20 protein-coding genes are annotated in these 17,481 nt (G+C 55.0%); 11 read left to right on the top strand and 9 right to left on the bottom strand.

Going from position 1 to position 17,481, the window contains the following annotated elements:
* Positions 1-7: 7 nt before the first annotated feature.
* Both ACTRXA_RS02415 and ACTRXA_RS02410 read right to left on the bottom strand, forming a co-directional pair.
* Positions 8-1,282, bottom strand: coding sequence for a TRAP transporter large permease (locus ACTRXA_RS02415; protein ID WP_442425609.1), 1,275 nt, complete (start codon positions 1,280-1,282; stop codon positions 8-10).
* Positions 1,279-1,770, bottom strand: coding sequence for a TRAP transporter small permease (locus tag ACTRXA_RS02410; RefSeq protein ID WP_442425608.1), 492 nt, complete (start codon positions 1,768-1,770; stop codon positions 1,279-1,281). Before ACTRXA_RS02410 ends, ACTRXA_RS02415 begins: the two co-directional genes overlap by 4 nt.
* Before the next feature lie 168 nt (positions 1,771-1,938).
* Between ACTRXA_RS02410 and ACTRXA_RS02405 the strand changes: the two genes are divergently transcribed.
* From ACTRXA_RS02405 to lpdA, 6 genes are all read left to right on the top strand, one after another.
* Complete coding sequence (locus ACTRXA_RS02405) at positions 1,939-2,736, top strand: formylglycine-generating enzyme family protein (protein WP_442425607.1); 798 nt, start codon at positions 1,939-1,941, stop codon at positions 2,734-2,736.
* 26 nt (positions 2,737-2,762) lie between these two features.
* Positions 2,763-3,689, top strand: coding sequence for a hypothetical protein (locus ACTRXA_RS02400; RefSeq protein ID WP_442425606.1), 927 nt, complete (start codon positions 2,763-2,765; stop codon positions 3,687-3,689).
* A complete protein-coding gene (sppA, locus tag ACTRXA_RS02395; protein ID WP_442425605.1) occupies positions 3,682-4,674 on the top strand; it encodes a signal peptide peptidase SppA in 993 nt (330 codons plus the stop codon). Before ACTRXA_RS02400 ends, sppA begins: the two co-directional genes overlap by 8 nt.
* A 19-nt stretch (positions 4,675-4,693) precedes the next feature.
* On the top strand, positions 4,694-5,374 hold the full coding sequence (locus ACTRXA_RS02390; RefSeq protein WP_442425604.1) for an MOSC domain-containing protein: 681 nt from the start codon (positions 4,694-4,696) through the stop codon (positions 5,372-5,374).
* Positions 5,375-5,464: 90 nt separating this feature from the next.
* Entirely contained in the window at positions 5,465-5,974 is a 510-nt protein-coding gene (locus ACTRXA_RS02385) for a hypothetical protein (RefSeq protein ID WP_442425603.1), read from the top strand.
* A gap of 49 nt (positions 5,975-6,023) precedes the next feature.
* Positions 6,024-7,418 (top strand): dihydrolipoyl dehydrogenase, encoded by a 1,395-nt coding sequence (gene lpdA, locus ACTRXA_RS02380; protein WP_442425602.1) that lies wholly within the window; start codon positions 6,024-6,026, stop codon positions 7,416-7,418.
* A 9-nt stretch (positions 7,419-7,427) separates the two neighbouring features.
* Here lpdA and ACTRXA_RS02375 read toward each other — a convergent pair whose 3' ends face one another.
* Positions 7,428-7,775: a hypothetical protein gene (locus ACTRXA_RS02375; RefSeq protein ID WP_442425601.1), complete on the bottom strand. Its 348-nt coding sequence runs from the start codon at positions 7,773-7,775 to the stop codon at positions 7,428-7,430.
* A gap of 16 nt (positions 7,776-7,791) precedes the next feature.
* On the opposite strand from ACTRXA_RS02375, the gene ACTRXA_RS02370 reads away from it, so the two are divergent.
* Together ACTRXA_RS02370 and ACTRXA_RS02365 are read left to right on the top strand one after the other, a co-directional pair.
* Positions 7,792-7,992, top strand: a complete 201-nt coding sequence (locus ACTRXA_RS02370; protein WP_442425600.1) for a hypothetical protein — start codon at positions 7,792-7,794, stop codon at positions 7,990-7,992.
* 62 nt (positions 7,993-8,054) lie between these two features.
* Positions 8,055-8,351, top strand: coding sequence for a BolA family protein (locus ACTRXA_RS02365; RefSeq protein WP_442425599.1), 297 nt, complete (start codon positions 8,055-8,057; stop codon positions 8,349-8,351).
* Between the two features lie 6 nt (positions 8,352-8,357).
* Here ACTRXA_RS02365 and ACTRXA_RS02360 read toward each other — a convergent pair whose 3' ends face one another.
* From ACTRXA_RS02360 to rlmN, 4 genes are all read right to left on the bottom strand, one after another.
* Positions 8,358-8,840: a hypothetical protein gene (locus tag ACTRXA_RS02360; RefSeq protein ID WP_442425598.1), complete on the bottom strand. Its 483-nt coding sequence runs from the start codon at positions 8,838-8,840 to the stop codon at positions 8,358-8,360.
* A gap of 188 nt (positions 8,841-9,028) precedes the next feature.
* Positions 9,029-10,303, bottom strand: a complete 1,275-nt coding sequence (locus ACTRXA_RS02355) for a c-type cytochrome (RefSeq protein WP_442425597.1) — start codon at positions 10,301-10,303, stop codon at positions 9,029-9,031.
* 32 nt (positions 10,304-10,335) lie between these two features.
* The gene (locus ACTRXA_RS02350) at positions 10,336-12,453 is read right to left on the bottom strand and encodes a hypothetical protein (RefSeq protein ID WP_442425596.1); all 2,118 of its coding nucleotides are present in this window, start codon (positions 12,451-12,453) and stop codon (positions 10,336-10,338) included.
* Between the two features lie 362 nt (positions 12,454-12,815).
* The gene (gene rlmN / locus ACTRXA_RS02345; protein ID WP_442425595.1) at positions 12,816-13,841 is read right to left on the bottom strand and encodes a 23S rRNA (adenine(2503)-C(2))-methyltransferase RlmN; all 1,026 of its coding nucleotides are present in this window, start codon (positions 13,839-13,841) and stop codon (positions 12,816-12,818) included.
* Between the two features lie 209 nt (positions 13,842-14,050).
* Between rlmN and ACTRXA_RS02340 the strand changes: the two genes are divergently transcribed.
* Complete coding sequence (locus ACTRXA_RS02340) at positions 14,051-15,004, top strand: DnaJ domain-containing protein (RefSeq protein ID WP_442425594.1); 954 nt, start codon at positions 14,051-14,053, stop codon at positions 15,002-15,004.
* Here the strand turns inward: ACTRXA_RS02340 and ACTRXA_RS02335 are convergent.
* The gene (locus tag ACTRXA_RS02335; RefSeq protein WP_442425593.1) at positions 14,976-15,812 is read right to left on the bottom strand and encodes a hypothetical protein; all 837 of its coding nucleotides are present in this window, start codon (positions 15,810-15,812) and stop codon (positions 14,976-14,978) included. The genes ACTRXA_RS02340 and ACTRXA_RS02335 overlap by 29 nt on opposite strands.
* 132 nt (positions 15,813-15,944) lie before the next feature.
* Between ACTRXA_RS02335 and rdgB the strand changes: the two genes are divergently transcribed.
* Positions 15,945-16,475, top strand: coding sequence for an RdgB/HAM1 family non-canonical purine NTP pyrophosphatase (rdgB, locus tag ACTRXA_RS02330; protein ID WP_442425592.1), 531 nt, complete (start codon positions 15,945-15,947; stop codon positions 16,473-16,475).
* A gap of 3 nt (positions 16,476-16,478) precedes the next feature.
* Here the strand turns inward: rdgB and ACTRXA_RS02325 are convergent, their stop codons facing one another.
* Positions 16,479-16,868 carry a hypothetical protein gene (locus tag ACTRXA_RS02325; RefSeq protein WP_442425591.1) on the bottom strand — a complete coding sequence of 130 codons (390 nt, stop codon included), beginning with the start codon at positions 16,866-16,868 and terminating at the stop codon, positions 16,479-16,481.
* 172 nt (positions 16,869-17,040) lie between these two features.
* Here ACTRXA_RS02325 and ACTRXA_RS02320 point away from each other — a divergent pair, with 172 nt between their 5' ends.
* A complete protein-coding gene (locus tag ACTRXA_RS02320; RefSeq protein ID WP_442425590.1) occupies positions 17,041-17,478 on the top strand; it encodes an Lcl domain-containing protein in 438 nt (145 codons plus the stop codon).
* Positions 17,479-17,481 lie beyond the last annotated feature (3 nt).

Here is a 17,481-nt window from a genome sequence, read left to right as displayed (position 1 = left end):
TAACACGCTAGCTTCCGAACAGGTTGGGCAGGAACAGGCTGAGCAGGGGAAAATACGTGACCGCCATCAGGCCCATCAGCCGGAGACCGAGGAACGGCAGGGTGGCCTTGTACAGGCGCACCACGGGCTCCTCAAAGCGGGAACTGGCGATGAACAGGTTGAGCCCCACCGGCGGGGTGGAATAGCCGATTTCCAGATTGACCAGAAAAATGACCCCCAGGTGCACCATGTCGACGCCGAAGTTCTGTGCGATGGGCACGATCAGCGGCACCACCACAATGATGGCGGAAAAGATGTCCATCATGCACCCGACGATCAAAAGAAACAGGTTCAGTACAATGAGGAAGGTCAACTGGTCATCGATGTAATCCTTCATGAAGCCCAGCAGTTGCATGGGCACCTGCTCATCAACCAGGTAGCTGGTGAAGCCCATCGCCGTGCCCAGGATGATGAGGATGGCTCCCACCAGCACCATGCTTTTTTTCATGATCTCAGGCATGCCGCGGATGGGGTGGATGTCCCGGTACACGAAACATTCGACCACCACCACGTACACCACCGTCACCGCCGCGGCTTCCGTCACGGTGAAGATGCCCCCGTAGATACCGTACAGCACGAGAAAGGGGAGGGGGATCTCCCACGCCGCCTCGCGCACCGCACTTTTCGTCTCCTGCCAGTTGAAGGCGGTTCTTTCGATTCCAAACCGTTTGCTCTGCGCCATGCTGTACACGGCAAGGATGATGATCATCAGCACACCCGGCACCACACCCGCCAGAAATAACTGGTCGATGTTCACCTTCGCAATCAGGCCGTACAAGATGAGCGGCAAAGAAGGAGGGAACAGCAGGCCCAGGCTTCCCGACGAGGTCATCAACCCGAGCGAAAAATTTTTACCGTACATTTCCTTGAGCATGAGCGGGTACAACAGGCCGCCCAACGCAATGATGGTGACCCCCGATGCGCCGGTGAACGCGGTGAAAAAGGCGCAGGCCACCAGCACCACCCACGGCAGTCCTCCCGGCACGCCACCCAGAAGCGCCTGCGTGAGCCGGGTCAACCTCTGCGGAGTGCGGCTTTCGGCGAGGATGAATCCGGCGAAGGTGAAAAGCGGAATGGCGAGCAGGGTCGGCGCGCTTGCGACCCGGTAGAGCTCGATGAATACCGCCGCCGAATCGATTTCCGCAAAATGGAACGACAGCAGGGCCGCGAGGCCGATCACCGCGTAAAGCGGTGTCCCCAGCAGTGTCAACAGCAGAATGGCGGCAACAATAAGGAGGGTCATTCGGCTGGCGTCCGGAAATGGGCGATTTCGCTCAGCACCCGCAGAGCCAGGCGGAGTGAGATGAGAGCAAAACTGAAAGGCAAAATGGTTTGGAACAGCCACACGGGTATTTCCAAAAACAGCGTCGAGCCGCCTTCTTTTTCAAATATCATGAAATCCCACGCGGCCAGCGCGAGAAAGGCGCTGATGACGGCGGTCACCAGATCCACGCCGATGCGGTTGATCCTCTTCCAGAAGTCGTTCAGGAAATAAGGCAGAAAATCGATGGCAATGTGTTTGCGCTCGCGAACCGCGAGCGAAGCGCCCAGAAACCCCACCCACAGCACCAGTTGCCGAAGCAGGGTGTCCCCCCACAAAATCCCGCTTCCCATTACATTCCGCAGGACCACCTGTCCGAAGGAAAGCAGGACCATGAGGGTCAGCAGAAGGATCAGTACAGCGGTCTCGGCGCGGGCGAGGAGATCATCGAATTGGCGGACGGTTCGCATGTCAGATGGTCGGTGACAGGGGTAGAATGCCGGTTTCGGTCCGCCTGGGAGAAGGGCTTTAGTTTCCCGGGAGCGAACCGGTACAGTTATGTATAATAAAGGCTTTGCTCTACCGGCTCAATCATTTAATAGAGTTCTCGCGAGAATTGGTAACAGGGGTATTTGAGGATGCACCGCATTTTTTTCAGCCTGATCGTCTGGGTGTTCATCGGATTACCGGTCCCCGGGTCCGGATTCGCAGGAGAGGACACGGCGTCGGACATGGTCCTCTTCCCCGCCGGGGAGTTCTGGATGGGCCGTGAGCCGGGCAAGGGGCTGAAGGATGAAACGCCGCGACATAAGGTATACCTCGATGCCTTTTGGCTGGACCGGTTCGAGGTGACGGGAGGCGATTTCGCGGCGTACCTGGAGGCGCATCCGGAAGAGCACCCGACCATCACCGGTTGGTGGGGACGCGAACCGCGCCCCGACATGGTGGACAAGCCCGTGATCGGCCTCACCTGGCAGCGGTGCCGCAATTACTGCCGCTGGCGAGGCAAACGCCTGCCGACGGAGGCGGAATGGGAACGCGCCGCTGCCGGGCTGGAAGGGCGGACCTATCCGTGGGGCGAAGTGCCGCCCACTCCGGAGAGGGCCAATTTCGGCAAATGCTGTTTCATCCACAAAGGCGAAGTCCTTCACGAAGTGGGTGCCCTGAAGGCTGGGCAGACCCCGGAGGGGGTCCACGACATGGCGGGTAATATTGCCGAATGGGTGTACGATTGGTATGATAAATCCTACTATTCGGCCGGCGATGACAACAACCCTCGCGGCCCGGAATCGGGGACGTATCATGTCATCCGCGGGGGTGCCTGGAACAGCCTTCCCGACTACATGAGGTCGTCCCGCCGGTACGGGTTCGATGACGCCAAGGACTTTTACGGAATCGGTTGTCGTTGTGCCCGGTCGGCTTCGCCAAACCCCTGAGTGATCAAATTCGGTGTGAAATTCCTATGGATAATGTGGACGACAAAATCGACACGCTGATGCGTGACAAGCTGGTTTCCCTGATGCAGGAAAATACGATCCGCATCAAGAACATCAACATCAAATACACCACCAGCAACAAGAAGCACACCATCGAGCGCTGGCGTACGTTTTACGACAGCTTCGACAAGATGTTTCGCCTCATGCCGCGGGAACTCGTCCGCGTGGAAAAAGAAGTGCGTTCGAAGTTCGTCAAGCCCATGGAACCGGAACGCAAGCTCCGCCTGCTCAGTTACATCAATTCCGAAGCCGACCTGCTGTTCGATAAGCTGGAGAAAGAATGCCGGCAGGAATTCAAAAAGCTGGGAAGCGAGGACGAGTTCGAAGAACGTCTGGAAAAAACCCGGGCCAAGTTCACTGATAACCTGGAAACGCAACTCCAGAAATGCATGGAGTCTCTGGAAACAGAGACTTCCGCCTCCGGTAAGCTTCCCATTTCCGAGTTGTGTAGAATGTACGATCTGAGTGAGGGTTTTCTTCACGAACTGAATCTGATTGATCCCTTGCAGAAAATCCAGTTGCGCTTGAAGGAAGCAGGATCCGATCCGGACCTTCAATCCCGGATTGAGGATGTGAAGGAAGCGTTGAAACGCATCGCACACAGCCTGCAGAGCGGTGGCCCTAAAAACATCGACTCCGCTAGCGCGCGCAAGGGGCACAAAATGGTGGTGGCGCGGGAAACCATGGCGCTTCGCGACCTCGTCATCAATACCAACTACCTGCTGGAATACGCTCTGGTTCCGGATGAGTATTTGAATTCCGAGTTGGCCAAAAAACTATACAGGAAAGTGGAATCGTTTTTTGACACGGGCCGCCAGGAATGGAAACCGGAGGCTGCCTGTTTCAAAGCCGTGTACGATTACACTCTTGTGAGAGGACAACATCATGCCTGATACGGATAACGGCTATCGAATCCGTAGTATTTTGAAAACAGGGCTCGCCTTGATCTTGGCCCTGTTTTTTACCGGATGCACGGTATTCGAGATTCACCTCATCCCTCCGCCATCCCCGCTCAAGGAGAAGGTGCTATCCGGAGAGGGCCGAACGAAAGTGTTGCTGGTCGAGGTCAGCGGGGTCATTTCCAATCAGAGGGTCTCCAGCGTGCTGTCTCCACGGGAGGAAGAGGGCATGGTGGCACGGATCCGGGAAGCCCTCGATAAGGCGGAGAAAGACAACGACGTCCGGGCCATCCTCCTCAGCATCAACAGTCCCGGCGGCACGGTGACCTCCAGCGACATCCTGTATCACGAGATCAAGGCGTTCAAGGAAAAGAACAATGTCAAGGTATACGCCCAGGTGATGGACCTCGCGGCATCCGGAGGGTACTACGTGGCCCAGGCTGCGGACACCATCATTGCCCATCCGACCTCGATCACCGGGAGCATCGGTGTCATCACACTAAAAATGAACCTGAAGGGCTTGATGGAAAAAGTGGGCGTCGACTTTGAGGTGGTCAAGTCTGGTGACAAGAAGGATTTCCTGTCGCCGTTTCGTCCGCTTACGGAGGAAGAACGTAAACTGTTTCAGGCAGCGATCGACGACATGCACGATCGTTTCGTGGAAGTGATCACCAAAAGCCGGCGTCACCTCACTGAAGCCCAGGTACGGAAACTTGCCGACGGGCGTGTGTTCACCGCACGCCAGGCACTGGATGCAAAGCTGATCGATCATGTCGGTTACCTCGACGACACGCGCAAGCTCATTCAAAAGGATCTGGCCCTGCGGGACTTCCAACTGGTTACCTACCACCGCGCCGGCGAGTACAAGAATAATGTGTATTCCCTGATCCAGGCGCCATCGATCAATATGGTGAACTTCGACCTCAATTTTCTTCCCAAAAGCCCGGAGCCGCAGTTTTTGTATTTATGGATTCCCTGACGCGCGAGGAAGCCCTGTTATGAAAACCATCCTTTCCATAAACGTCGGCCAGCCTCGCACCGGCACCTACGGCGACGGGAAACCGTTCCGGTCCGGCATTTTCAAGGACCCTGTGGCGGGCCCGGTGTTTCTGGATTTCATGGGATTGGAAGGCGATGCCAGCGCGGATCTGGTGCATCACCGCGGACCGGACAAGGCGGTCTGCGTGTTGTCGAACGAGCATATTGATTACTGGCGGAAAGAGTCCGGGCACGAGGTGCCGCCGGGGTTTTTTGGCGAAAACTTCACCATCGAGAACCTGCCGGAAACCGCAATTCATATCGGTGACATCTTCCGCATTGGTGAGGTGGAAGTCCAGTGTTCGCAACCGCGTCAGCCGTGCCACAATATCAGTAAACGGTTTGACGACAAGAGCATGGCCGACCGGGTGATCGATACCGGCTACACCGGGTATTACCTGAGAGTGCTCAAACAGGGATGGGTGCAATCCGGTGATCACATGGACCTCATTCAAGCCGACCCGGAAAAGCTGTCCATCGAAGAATGCAACCGCGTCATGTTTCATGACCGGAACAATCTTGAAGCCCTGAGAAGAGTGATGGCTCATCCTCTTCTTTCCGAAAGCTGGAAAAAAAGTCTGGTCCCTGTTCTCGCCAGACTGGAGACCCGGGCCGCGTCCGGACCGGCGGAAACAACCTGAATCATGTCTCCTCATTCGCAAATTTTTTCTCCCGAACATTGGTCGACCTGTTTGCAGAATTCGGTATGGTCTCCTGAGGTGGAAGAGAGTGTGAAACGGGCTTTGTGTTCCCACCTGGCGGATCTTGGGTTGTTTGAGGTGATCTCGGAGCAGGAGTGGCGGCTGATCGGTTTTGAAGGAACGTCCGGAGGCGCTGAAGCCTTCAAGGAATTTTTAAAAACGCGGGTCAACGAATTGGCCTCCACCGATGCGGGATTTGCACTGGTTTATTTTTTGAAGGACCCGCCGGATCGACCCGAGCCGGAATTCATGAGAGTTGACGAACCGATTCCTTCTGCCCCCTCTAAGGGCCTGTTCCAGCGTGAAAAGAAAACCCTGCCGAAAGGGTCGGCGGACCCGAGCAATTTGCAGATCGTGAAAAAAGTCGGACGGCAGATGGGATCCTACATCACCCTGGAAAAAGAATTCATCGACCGGGTCGCAGGTACGCATACCTCACGCGCCGAGGCCCGTAAAATATTCAACGTCGCTTTGGCCAAGATCGGGAGCAAGGCGAAACCCCAATCATGGGAACAAATCAGCCGCCGCCGTCATAAATGATTGCGGGAAAGGCTTTGCGAAATCATTATTGAAAGACGGCAACTACGCTATGGCAGAAAAACGATTGCTGGTTATTGGAGCCGGACCCGGTGGGTATGCCGCTGCCTTTTATGCGGCCGACCGCGGCATGGATGTGACCCTGGTCAATGATGACAAGAGTATGGGAGGCGTGTGCCTGCAACGCGGGTGCATTCCTTCCAAAACCCTCCTGCATATAGCCCGTCTGGTCAACGAGACAAAAGAGGCCCGAGAATGGGGATTGGCATTCGGTGACCCCAGGATCGATGTCGACCGCCTGCGCCAGTGGAAGAATGAAGTCATCGGCAAAATGTCGCAGGGTCTTGCCCAGTTATGCAAGCAACGCGGTGTGAAATATGTGTCCGGTCGTGCCGTTTTTGAAAGCCCCAAACGGGTGAAAGTGGGAGAAGAGTCAATTGAATTTGATCACGCCATCCTGGCGACCGGGTCTCGTCCCATCATCCCTGGCGACTTTGCCATCGATAGCCCGCGCCTTCTGGATTCCACAAGCGCATTGGAGGTGGAGGACATTCCCGGTAGACTGCTGGTTGTGGGTGGGGGGTACATCGGGCTGGAAATGGGTACGGTGTACGCCGCGCTGGGATCGAAGGTCATAGTGGTGGAAATGACCGACGGCCTGCTTCCCGGCGTGGACCGCGACCTGGTCCGGGTTCTCCAGGCGAAACTGCGAAAGGATTTCGAGGCAATTCACCTGAATACCCGGCTGGAGGCTCTTCAGGAGGGGAAGGAGGGGTTGAAGGTTTCGCTCAAGGGCGAATCAGAGTCGAGGGAGGAGGTGTTCGACAAAATCCTCATCTCCATCGGCCGGCAACCCAATACGGAGAACCTCGGTCTGGAAAAGACGCGTATCGAACTCGACAAACGCGGATTTGTGAAGGTAGATAAAAGCGGGCGGACGATGGAGGAAACGATCTTCGCCATTGGGGATGTCATCGGCGGCGCCATGCTGGCGCACAAGGCCTCATTTGAAGGGAAACGTGTCGTGGAGACGATTATGGGTGAGTCCCGGGATTTACCGGGCCCAGTCATTCCCGCAGTGGTGTTCACCGACCCGGAAATCGCCTGGTGCGGCCTGACCGAAGAGCAGGCGAAGGCCGAGGGCCGTGAAGTGGAGGTGTGCAAGTTTCCGTGGGGCGCATCCGGACGCGCCACCACACTGGGCCGCAACGACGGCCAGACCAAGCTGATCCTGGAGCCCAAAACGGGAAAAATTCTGGGCATGGGGCTGGTCGGAACAAATGCCGGGGAATTGATCTCTGAAGGCGTGTTGGCAATTCAACTGGGCGCCACGGCGGAAGATCTGGCCCACTCCATTCATCCACACCCGACGCTCTCCGAGACACTGATGGAAGCGGCGGAGATTTTTCTCGGAGCACCAACGCACATTTACAAGAAGAAACGTTGATCTGTTTCCTCACACGTCGATCACGTCGTCATCGTCCCGGTACTTGCGCGACGAGGAAGAGGAAGACGACGAGCGGGGCGGCCACTGGCCGAAACGCGGGTCCTTTGGATGAGGGTGGGTGGCAGTCCCCATGTTCCGCCGCCGGCGAATTCCGAACAGGTCAGCCAGAAACGTGAGAATGCCCCCTGCGAGGGCGATCAGGAAAAATGTAAAACCGAACACGAACAGAAGAACGAATGCCAGAATGACGATGCCGCCCAGAAGCAGTTTGGTGCTAAGCGGCATGGAGGGCCGGTTCGGGTCGTTGCTGTAATAAAAAAACATCGATCCCCGCTGGTAGTATGTTTTATAATGCATTTTTAACGAGTGTAACATGGAAAGAGACGCATTAATAATAGTTTGTAAGGGATGCGGGGTCAGCAACCGGATCAAGTCTTATTCGGAGGACCGTCTGCCGGTGTGTGCGAAGTGTCGGCATCCGCTGATCGACAAGGATGAAAACGAAGCCCACGCGCGCTACACGCAGAAACTGAAAGACTTTTACAATCTGCCGGATATCAATGACTTGAAATGAGAGGGGAGCGGTGAGGGCTCGCTTCGATGTCCGGTTGAAAGGATAAGGAGAATAAAAGCATTATGGATGAAACGGTACAGATCATCGACGACGTGTTGAGAGAACAGCTTAATGCCACGCATGTGGAGATCATCGACGAAAGCTACCTGCATCGCGGCCACAAAGCAGCAGGTGGAGGCGGGCATTATGCCGTGGTGGTGGTCTCTGATCAGTTTGAGGATGTGAACCCGCTGGACCGGCGTCGCCTTGTTTACGGCGCCCTCGATGAGCAGATCAACGGTCAGCCCAAACGGATTCATGCCATTCAGATCAAAACATTCACACCCGCCCAATGGGAAGAAGCCGGGAAGACCGTTTGAGGACGGTCACTCCCGGTAGATTTCCAGTTCCTCGCAGTTCTTCAGGTTCTCCGACTCGGTGAGCGCTTTGATTCCCTGATTGCTGAACTGGTTCTTGTACAAGTCCAACTTGATGAATTTCTTGCTGAGAGGCGATTGTGCGAACGCTCGCGCCCCCTCGTCGCCGATCACGTTCCCGAACAAGGATAACTTTGTGAGTTTGGGAAAGTTGGTCGAGTTGGCCAGCGCCACCGCGCCCTCGTCGCCGATTTCGTTGTGGTTCAGGTTCAGCGTCTCCACGTTTTGCAGATACGGGCATTCGGCGATGGCTTCCGCCCCTTCGTCGCCGATCTGGTTTCCGGAATAGGTGAGGGTGACCAGGTTCTGCAAAGCTTCTTTTTTGGTGAACATTTCCATGGTTCCGCGCAGACCAATGTACTTGTCGCGGAGATTGAGTACCTTGCCGTCTTCGGAAATATTTTCCCTGATTAGATCATCGATTCGGCTCATGGATCACTCCTGGCTTATTTGATTAAACCCACAATGGGTTGGTTTGAAGGATTCGTACATGCATTCTACCAAATTTCACGATTCCCGGCGAAGTTCCCGGTAGGTCGAGCAAATTTTTTCGCATCCTTAAAATGAAAAACCGGTATGGCGGACCATACCGGTTTTTATTTGGGTTCGATGACCTTACGTTAGAGCAGAGGATCCATGAACAATCCGTCGTCTTTCCAACGTTTGATCTCTTCTTCTGTCGGGATGGGCGGAATAGGAACTTTAGAGGCACGCTGATCCAGAGGATCATGGAACGTGCGCTCATAAGCGATGGCTTTCCACAGATAAAGATGCGGGAACATGGTTCCCCACGCCGCCATCGGTGTGCCCGGCACGCCCTGTGTGACACGCTTGTACCAAAGTGCATCCGGCCAGTCTTTCAGGATCTTGTCGCTCCGTTCTGCGGCATCGAACTTTTCACTGTCCTTGTTATCCGCTTTGCGAAAATCGAGAGCGCCTGTCATCAGGGGAATGCCGTCGGTTCCGTGACAAACGGAGCAGTTGAGTCCTTCTACAGCCGGTTCTTTACCCTCATAGACCAGTTTCCCTTCCTCAATGATTTTGGGATCGTCGTACCAGGTCCATTGCTCACCCAGTTTGCCTTCAACCGGGATGTTGGTCGGATCCCGCATGGTTTTGAGGTAAGAGACCAGGGCATTGAGTTCGTCCTCACTCAGATCCTCGCCATAATACGTCGGCATGGCTTTATAGGATTTGGGGTCATCGAATCCGGGCGATTGAATTTTACGGGGATCGACGATCTGCTCCTTAAGGTAATCTTCGTTGAACAAACCGATCTGCTTGGTACCCAGGTTGGGACCGCGGTCGGAGTTGCCTTCCCAGAACACCTTGTGGCAGTTGAAGCATTTATTGTCTTCAAACACGCGCCGACCTGCGGCAATGACTTCCGGACCCGCCAGGCCGCTCAATTTGACCGGCGGTTTGTTCAGTTTGGCCAGTTCCACCTGCGGATCGAATTGCGGCAACTGGGCGGTGATGGTGATGAACAGCACCGAGGCCAGCCCGTAGGTTCCGAGAAGGCGGACACTGGTTCGCGTTGCGGTTTTTTCAGGTGCCATGGTCCTCAGGTCCAGCACCACGAAGAAAACGAGACCCACAAACGTGAATGCCACGAACTCAATCTGCCACCAGACAGGGAAACCAAAATGCCCCGCCGCAAACCAGACAATGATTGAAAGGACGATAACCACAGGCAGTTTCATCAGCACGTTCTTGATGATCCCTTTTTCCTGCGGTTTGCCCGGTGCTCTGGACAGCAATATGCAGTAGAGCAGGGTGACGAATGCCAGCGATCCCGACAACAGGAGTGGTTTCAGGTCATAGAACAGGCCTACGCCATATCCAAAAATGGCGGCCGCGATAGGGGGTGTCAGAAACTTAATCAGCTTGTTCATAGGCTTGAGTCAGCTTTCAGTTTGGTTTGCGGTCATTCGGCAACAGAGGGAGAGGGCAGTGCGCCTTCCGTCTGTTCGGCCTTGGCTTTTTTCGATTTCGGGTATTTGAGACCCAACCAGATGATGGCCGTCATGATGATAAAGAAGGTCCAGACAATTCCCGTCACGAACACCCCGGATTCCGCCAGAGTCGGAGCGAACTTTTCCGGAGTGACGTCTTTGTAAACCTTGTAGATGTGCCAGTTCATGCGCGACAACTCGCGGATGACCCCCATCCAGCTCATCAGCCAGATGTCGGTGAAACCCATGAAGATGAGGATGTAGGGTCCCATGGGGTTGATCTTGCCCCAGTGGATTTTACCGGTGCGTGTCGCAATGGTGTAAAAAATGTAGTTGATCAGGGTGACGGTCACGAGCGCAAAGGCGGCGGTATTTTTCGAAACCATGAGCGCCAGGAACGCCAGTTCGTCCGGCAAAACCATGTCCGGATTCATGCCCGGTTCAGGCAGCATGGTGGCGAAAAACCGCCTGGGAGTGAACCAGATGGCGGCCGCAATGACAATCAGCACAAACCCCAGCTTCATAGCGGGGAAGAACCGGTGCGCGTTGTCAATACGCTTCATACTCACCCACATATACACGTTGCTGGCGCTGAACATGGTACCGATCAGCAATCCCTGTACCAGCATGAACATGGATTCGCGGTCGGACATGATATACATGCCGATGGTGGCGTCATACTGATAGATTTCGCGTACGAAGATATAACCCATCGCCGGAAGCGGAATCATGATCATCACGCCGATGGCGTTGCCCATGTAGCCAACCCAGTCGTAATATTCTTTCTCTTTCGGATCACGGGACCACAGGTACATGTACGCGGCGATGATGCCCACCATGAACCCGCCGAATGTGCCGTTGCCGACCAGACGGTGATAGTTGAGCGGCATCCAGGTGGCGGTCGCAATGCGGTCCCATTCCGTCATTGTTGTGAACAGGGCGTCGTACGGTTTGGGCGGCGTCTGCATCAGGGTTGCCGGGCCGTCCAGGGCACACAAAAGGGACAGACCCAGAACGTTCAGGATGATACCCGTTACGATGTGGCGGCCTTTTTTGTTCGCCTTGTTCAACGGATCCCATGAGTACACATAGATGTACATAACGATGGTTTCCAGAATGAACAGGGTGGGGTAGCCGATCATGAACAGGACCGGGTAGGCATTCACCAGGTAGCTGATGAAGTCTTTGTATGCCACCATCATCACAAACAGGAACAGCCCTCCGCTCAGGGCGGTGAAGCTGTAACAGAAACCGATGACTTTGGTGATCTCGTGTGCCAGGCGCTCAAACTTGAAGTCGGCCTCGGCAAACATGATGTAATTGGAAAGCATGCCGCCGACCACGCCGTTGAGGAACGCCAGAATGGCATTGTCGAGGGCCACGTGCGCCCCCGGTACCAGCATGAAGGCAATCACACCGCCCACGACACCACCGACCAGACAGGAGACCTTGGTGTTCAATAGGCGATGGAAGTAATTGAGAAAGCTGACCACCAGCGCCCCGAACGAACAGGCCCACAAGCCGTACAGAACACCGTGATGGATGCCGACGATGATTTCACCGATGATGCCGAAGGTGACGCCAATCAGGACGCCGAGGAATACGTTGGACAGGATGATCGCTTTGCGGACGCCCTGGGTGCGGCGCGAGCCCATGACCTCCATGATGACGACAAACATGGGGCAACCCAGAATGAAGGATGCAAACAGGATGTGGAGCTGGGCGGCAAACCAGGTGGCCTTGCGGTTGCCGATACCGGGAAAGGTGTACTCCGTATTCTGGATTTCCTTGGCGGGACCGATGTCTGTCAGGTAAGAGAGATCCTCCTCTTCTGCGGCCTCTTCTCCCCCTTCACCGCCTTCTTCGCCAAACTCGTCTTCAAACTGTTCTTCCAGGAAGCTCTCAGGGCCTGCAAATTCATCCGCAAACTCACCGCCCTCGTCGGCAAACTCATCGCCGCCTTCCTCAGCAAATTCACCGCCCTCATCGGCAAATTCCACCTCGCCGCCCATTTCTTCGTCCATCACCGCTTCTTCCTCTTGCGCGAAGGCGGGGACGGGGCTGAGGGCATTCCGGAGTTGGGGGAACATGTCCGAACCCAGACCCGGGTTCAGAAAACCAAACCCAAATATCAGAAAAAAGAGGACAAACTGCTTTAAAGACAAAAACTTGTTCCCTGCGTTTGGAGTGTTATCCATTCCGGAATCCTGAAGTTTGGTTTTAAGGCATGAAACCTTTAAGAATCGTGAGAAATGCTTTGAAATTGTTCCTTGTGGCTCCGAGGTAAGGGTAAACCCTTTAAAATACGTCCTTAAGAGACGTAGAGAATTATCATAGGGGTGTTTTAAAGTCAAGGAAATTGTAGCTCTGGCAACGGCGACCCATAAGGACTTCGATTACAACCTTTTGTTGCGGTTTTTCCGGCAGTTGGGAGTCCGATGGCCTTTTGCGGTCAGCTTTTTTGAACGGCCAGCTGGCCACAGGCGCCGAGGATGTCCGTGCCCCGGTTTTTCCGCACAAACACGGAATAATGTTTGCCAATGAGGTAATCCTGGAAGGCCTGCACCCTGCCAGGGTCCGGTGGACGGTATGCGGAGCTGTCGAACGCGTTGAAGGGGATCAGGTTGATTTTGGAGGGAATATTGCGCAACAGCTTGGCCAGCCTCCGCGCGTCCTCATCGGTGTCGTTGATTCCTTTCAGCATGACATATTCGAAGGTCAACCGGCGGGCGGGTTTCAATGGATAGGTGCGAAGGCAGTCAAGAAGCACTTCAATTGGGTATTTCCGGTTGATCGGCATGATCTGGTCGCGTGTCGGATTGTCGGTGGCATTGAGTGAAATGGCCAGGTTGACATGCAGGTTCTCGCTTTTGAACCGCTCGATGCGGTCCACAAGGCCGGAAGTGGAAAGGGTGATCTTGCGTGTGGAGATGCGGAGCGCCTCCGGCGAAACCATCAGCCTGAGGGCGTCGCAAACGGCATCGTAATTGTCCAGCGGCTCGCCCATTCCCATGAACACGATGTTCGATACCCGGTTTTCTTCGGCGTGATCGGCGTTCACCGCCAGGTACTGGCCGATGATCTCCGCCGAGGTCAGGTGACGCTTCAGCCCCATACTCGCCGTCAGGCAGAAGGAGCAGGCAAGCCGGCACCCCACTTGCGTCGAGATGCAGAGCGTCTTGCGGTCCGTTTCCGGCATCCAGATGGCCTCCACTTCCTGTCCATCCTCCAGGCCAAACAGGTATTTGATCGATCCGTCTCTCGACGGCGTGCGCAATACAATCCGGGGCAGGCGAATATAAAACCGTTCTTCCAGTTTGTTCCTTAATACTTTGGAAAGATTGGTCATATCCCCAAACTGCCGGATTCCATAATTGTAAACCCAGTTGAAAACCTGGTGTGTGCGGTAGGGTTTTTCACCCCACTTGACCATGATTTCGTTGAGTTTTTGCTCCGGACAACCGATCAAATTATCCATAAATTAACCGTTTGCAGTTTTACAAAAAAAAGGTATTATCAGGCTACTCCAAACAAGTTACAAGAGCAAAGGCCAAAAATGAGGGGCGCTTTGTTTTCGTTGATCTATTCTGAATGGTTCTAAAAGACCGGCCTGTGGAAAAACTGTGAGTAGCCGGCACAGTTCCCAGGCTGAGTTGTAGCACATTAGAGGAGGAGCGGTTCGTTGTCATGAATGCGACGCGCTATGTGGATCTGCCGGAGTGTTTCCAAACGCTCAATGTGGCGGAAGGAGTTTCCTGGCCTGAAATCAAAAAGGCTTATTACCAGCTTGCCAAGCAGTACCATCCTGACAGAAATCCCAACGATACGGAAAGCGAAGACCGTTTTAAAAAAATCTCCATTGCCTTTGGAGTTTTGGAACGGTACTACCGCACGAATCCGGCAATGCGTCTGAAATGGATGTCGAACGTCACCACTGAAGATCCCGCAAGTCCCAAACCCGAATACGAACCGCAAACAAAAAATGGAAACGGCAGGGAGCGAAACCGTCGTTCGAATTCCCAACAATACGTCAAAGACGAGGGTTCCGTACCGCCAAACGGTAAGGGGTACGCTCATGCCACGCCTCCGGAACCGGAAGTGGTGCCGGAGGAAGATGCCCAAACCGATTTGCCGTTTTCCCGGCGGATAGGCCGCTGGTGGAACGGGACTTACCGCAACATGCAGAGCCTGGAACGACGCGTGCTTTGCCTCGACCTTGAAAAGACCGTCAACATAGAATCCCACACCGGTTTGAACGGTGGCACGGTAAGGGTTCGCACTCCGGGTGGGACTTTCAACATACGCATTCCCGCTGGAACGACGAATGACATCGTCATGCGCATTCCGGAAAAAGGGGAACGCGGGTTGTTGAACCGAAAACGAGGTGATCTCGTTCTGAGAATCCAGGTGAACCCGCCGCGAACCCAGCAAAGCGAGGATTTTTATTACCAGGTCCGGGTCACGCAGAAGGACCTTTCGATGGGCCAGGTGATGGTGCTGGACACACACGAAGGTCCCATCCGCTACGCCCTCCCCAAAAACACCGTGACCGGGCAGACTTTTTCCCTCAAAGCCCAGCCTGACTCAGGAGTCTCTTCCCATTGCAATCACATCATCGTGGTCGAGGTGGTGCCGGGATGAAGTAGGTGTCGCCGCGCCCTGGGGGTTTGGCGTATTTGACGTAGGTGTTCGCAAGAATAGCGATGTTGAACACTGCGATCATCAGAGTGCACATCACCACCCCTATCAGGGCCGGGCGGTTGTCCCCCGGGGGCAGTTTGGTGAAACTCATCATACCCATCACCACCGCCAGCCCCGACAAACCGATCGAACCGAAAATCAGTGTCTGGAGAAACGGCGTCATCATGATGTCCCGGTTCATGTGGTTCAATGCCGCCACCGCCATAATAAGCGGGGGGATTGCCAGAAAATAAGGGGTCATCGCCCAGGCGGATTTCGGTCCCTTATACAACGCGTGCAGTTTGAAACCCATCGCAATCAGGATCACCATCAGCAGGCCGGAGACGATGTCAATCACCCGCTTCTTCCGTTGTTCCCCGCGAATGTAATTCAAAGCGCCCAATACGTAGCTGGCCACCTCTTCTTCACCCATCTCATAAAATCCGCCCTGTGCGGTGTCGTAGGCAAACACCCTGGCCGTGGTCGATTCCGCTGGAAGAGCAATGGCACGGTACTTGTCCTTGCCCGCGGACTCGATTTCCAGGTACACGATGCCGCTGTGGTACTCTAGCTTGTAATCCTCGATTTCCACGAGGTTCTTGGCGTATCGCTGATTCTTCTGGTAAAACTGGTCCTGAATGGCCATGAGGTCTTTCAGGGCTTTTTGCGCCTGCAGGTCGTGGTCATTTTCAAATACCTTGACGCAACCCGGAGCGAGGATCAGCGTTAGAATCAGGCAGAGGATTCTGATGGGATGGAATGATTTCATCTATAGTGGCGGCTTTCCGTGTGATTGAAAGGGAAAACTTATAACACAGCGTCAGGGTTGGAACAAGGATACCTGAGGCACGGCACCCGGTTTGGTTCGGTTATTATGAAACATCACCCGCTTTGGAAGCAATTGAAGTTTGTCACGGGCAATCCCAACAAGTTCCGCGAGGCGCAGGAAATCCTGGGCATCGAGATGGAACGGCGGGATCTCGCCCATCTCCACGAGATCCAGACCACGGACGTGGCGGAACTGGTCGAGCACAAGGCCACGGAGGCCTGGGAAACCCTCAAGGCACCGGTGCTGGTGGAAGATTCCGGACTCGTGTTCGAAGCCTGGAACGGCCTGCCCGGGGCCCTGGTCAAATGGTTCGAGGTGAGCGTGGGGTGCGAGGGCATGCTGAAGATGCTGGAACCGTTTCCCGACCGGCGGGCGCGTGCGGTGTGCATGGTGGCGGTGCACGACGGCCGCGAAATTGTGATAGGGAAAGGGGAAGTGACGGGCACCATCGCCCCAAGCCTGCGTGGGGAAAACGGTTTCGGCTGGGATGTGATCTTCATCCCGGACGGGCACGACCGCACCTTCGGAGAAATGAGCGTCGGTGAGAAAAACGCCATCTCCCACCGCCGCCGTGCCTTCGAGGCGTTGCGCGATCAGTTTTGACGCTCAACCCTGCCGCGCCAGCCGGGTGTAGAGGGTGGCAAAAACGGTGTGGTATTCCTTAAGTTTGTCGAATATGACGTCCCCGTGCTGTGCCAGCGAATCCGGCTTCATTTTCCGGTAGGACTCCAGCAGTTCACCCCAGTCCGCATCCTGTGGCAGCCAGCCGCGCTCATTGGCCAGGCGCAGGCATTCCTCCGGGCTTTCGCAGGATTCGTGGTTCTCGCGTGCCCGCGCCCGGATACACCGCACCGCGCTGTCGAAGGTGAAGCCGTAACGTTGCAGGGCGGCGTTGCGAAAATATTCCGTGCGTGCCTGCGTTTCCATCTCGGCCATACGTTTCAGGTTCCATTCGAGATGCGTCAACAACACATTGAGGGGTGGGAGCTCTTCCATAACCTTCCAGCTTTCCTGTTATAATTTCCATCCGGTGGCGTCTGCCCCGATTCTATTCCAAATCCTTGTTTGCAGGGAAGCTATTTTGAAAAGACATTTCAATAATGATACACTTCCGCGTCCGAATACGGACACCAATGGAACCACATTTTAAACGGAAACATGATTGCCGATGGGTGACGAAGAACGCTTTGTGGACAACGGGGACGGTACGGTGACGGACCGGAAAACCGGGTTGATGTGGAAGAAAACCGACACCATGATCGATCTCAAGAAATGGGTGAATTACCAGGAAAGCGCCGACTATGTCCGCGAGCTTCGTGAACAGAATTTCGCCGGGTATGATGACTGGCGACTGCCCACGCAGGACGAGGCGAAAAGCATTTACGACAAGGCCTATTCGCTCACCGATAAATTTGGTAAGACGGTGCATATCAGCGACCGGTTCGAGCCGGGTTGCGGGTTTTCCATGATAATCAAGCTGGTGGACGGGCGTCTGCGCACCTGGGTGTTCAATATCCGCGAGGGCACGATGGACAATCCGGATGGATTGTGGACCCTTTCGGAAGCGGCCCGGGCGGTGCGCGTTGCGTCCCCTCCCGGCGAGTGAACA

Source organism: Nitrospina sp. P1_D6 (genome assembly GCF_052156615.1).
Classification (GTDB): domain Bacteria; phylum Nitrospinota; class Nitrospinia; order Nitrospinales; family Nitrospinaceae; genus Nitrospina.
Note: the sequence above shows the minus strand (reverse complement) of the source record. Positions and strands in the feature narration are given on the sequence as shown.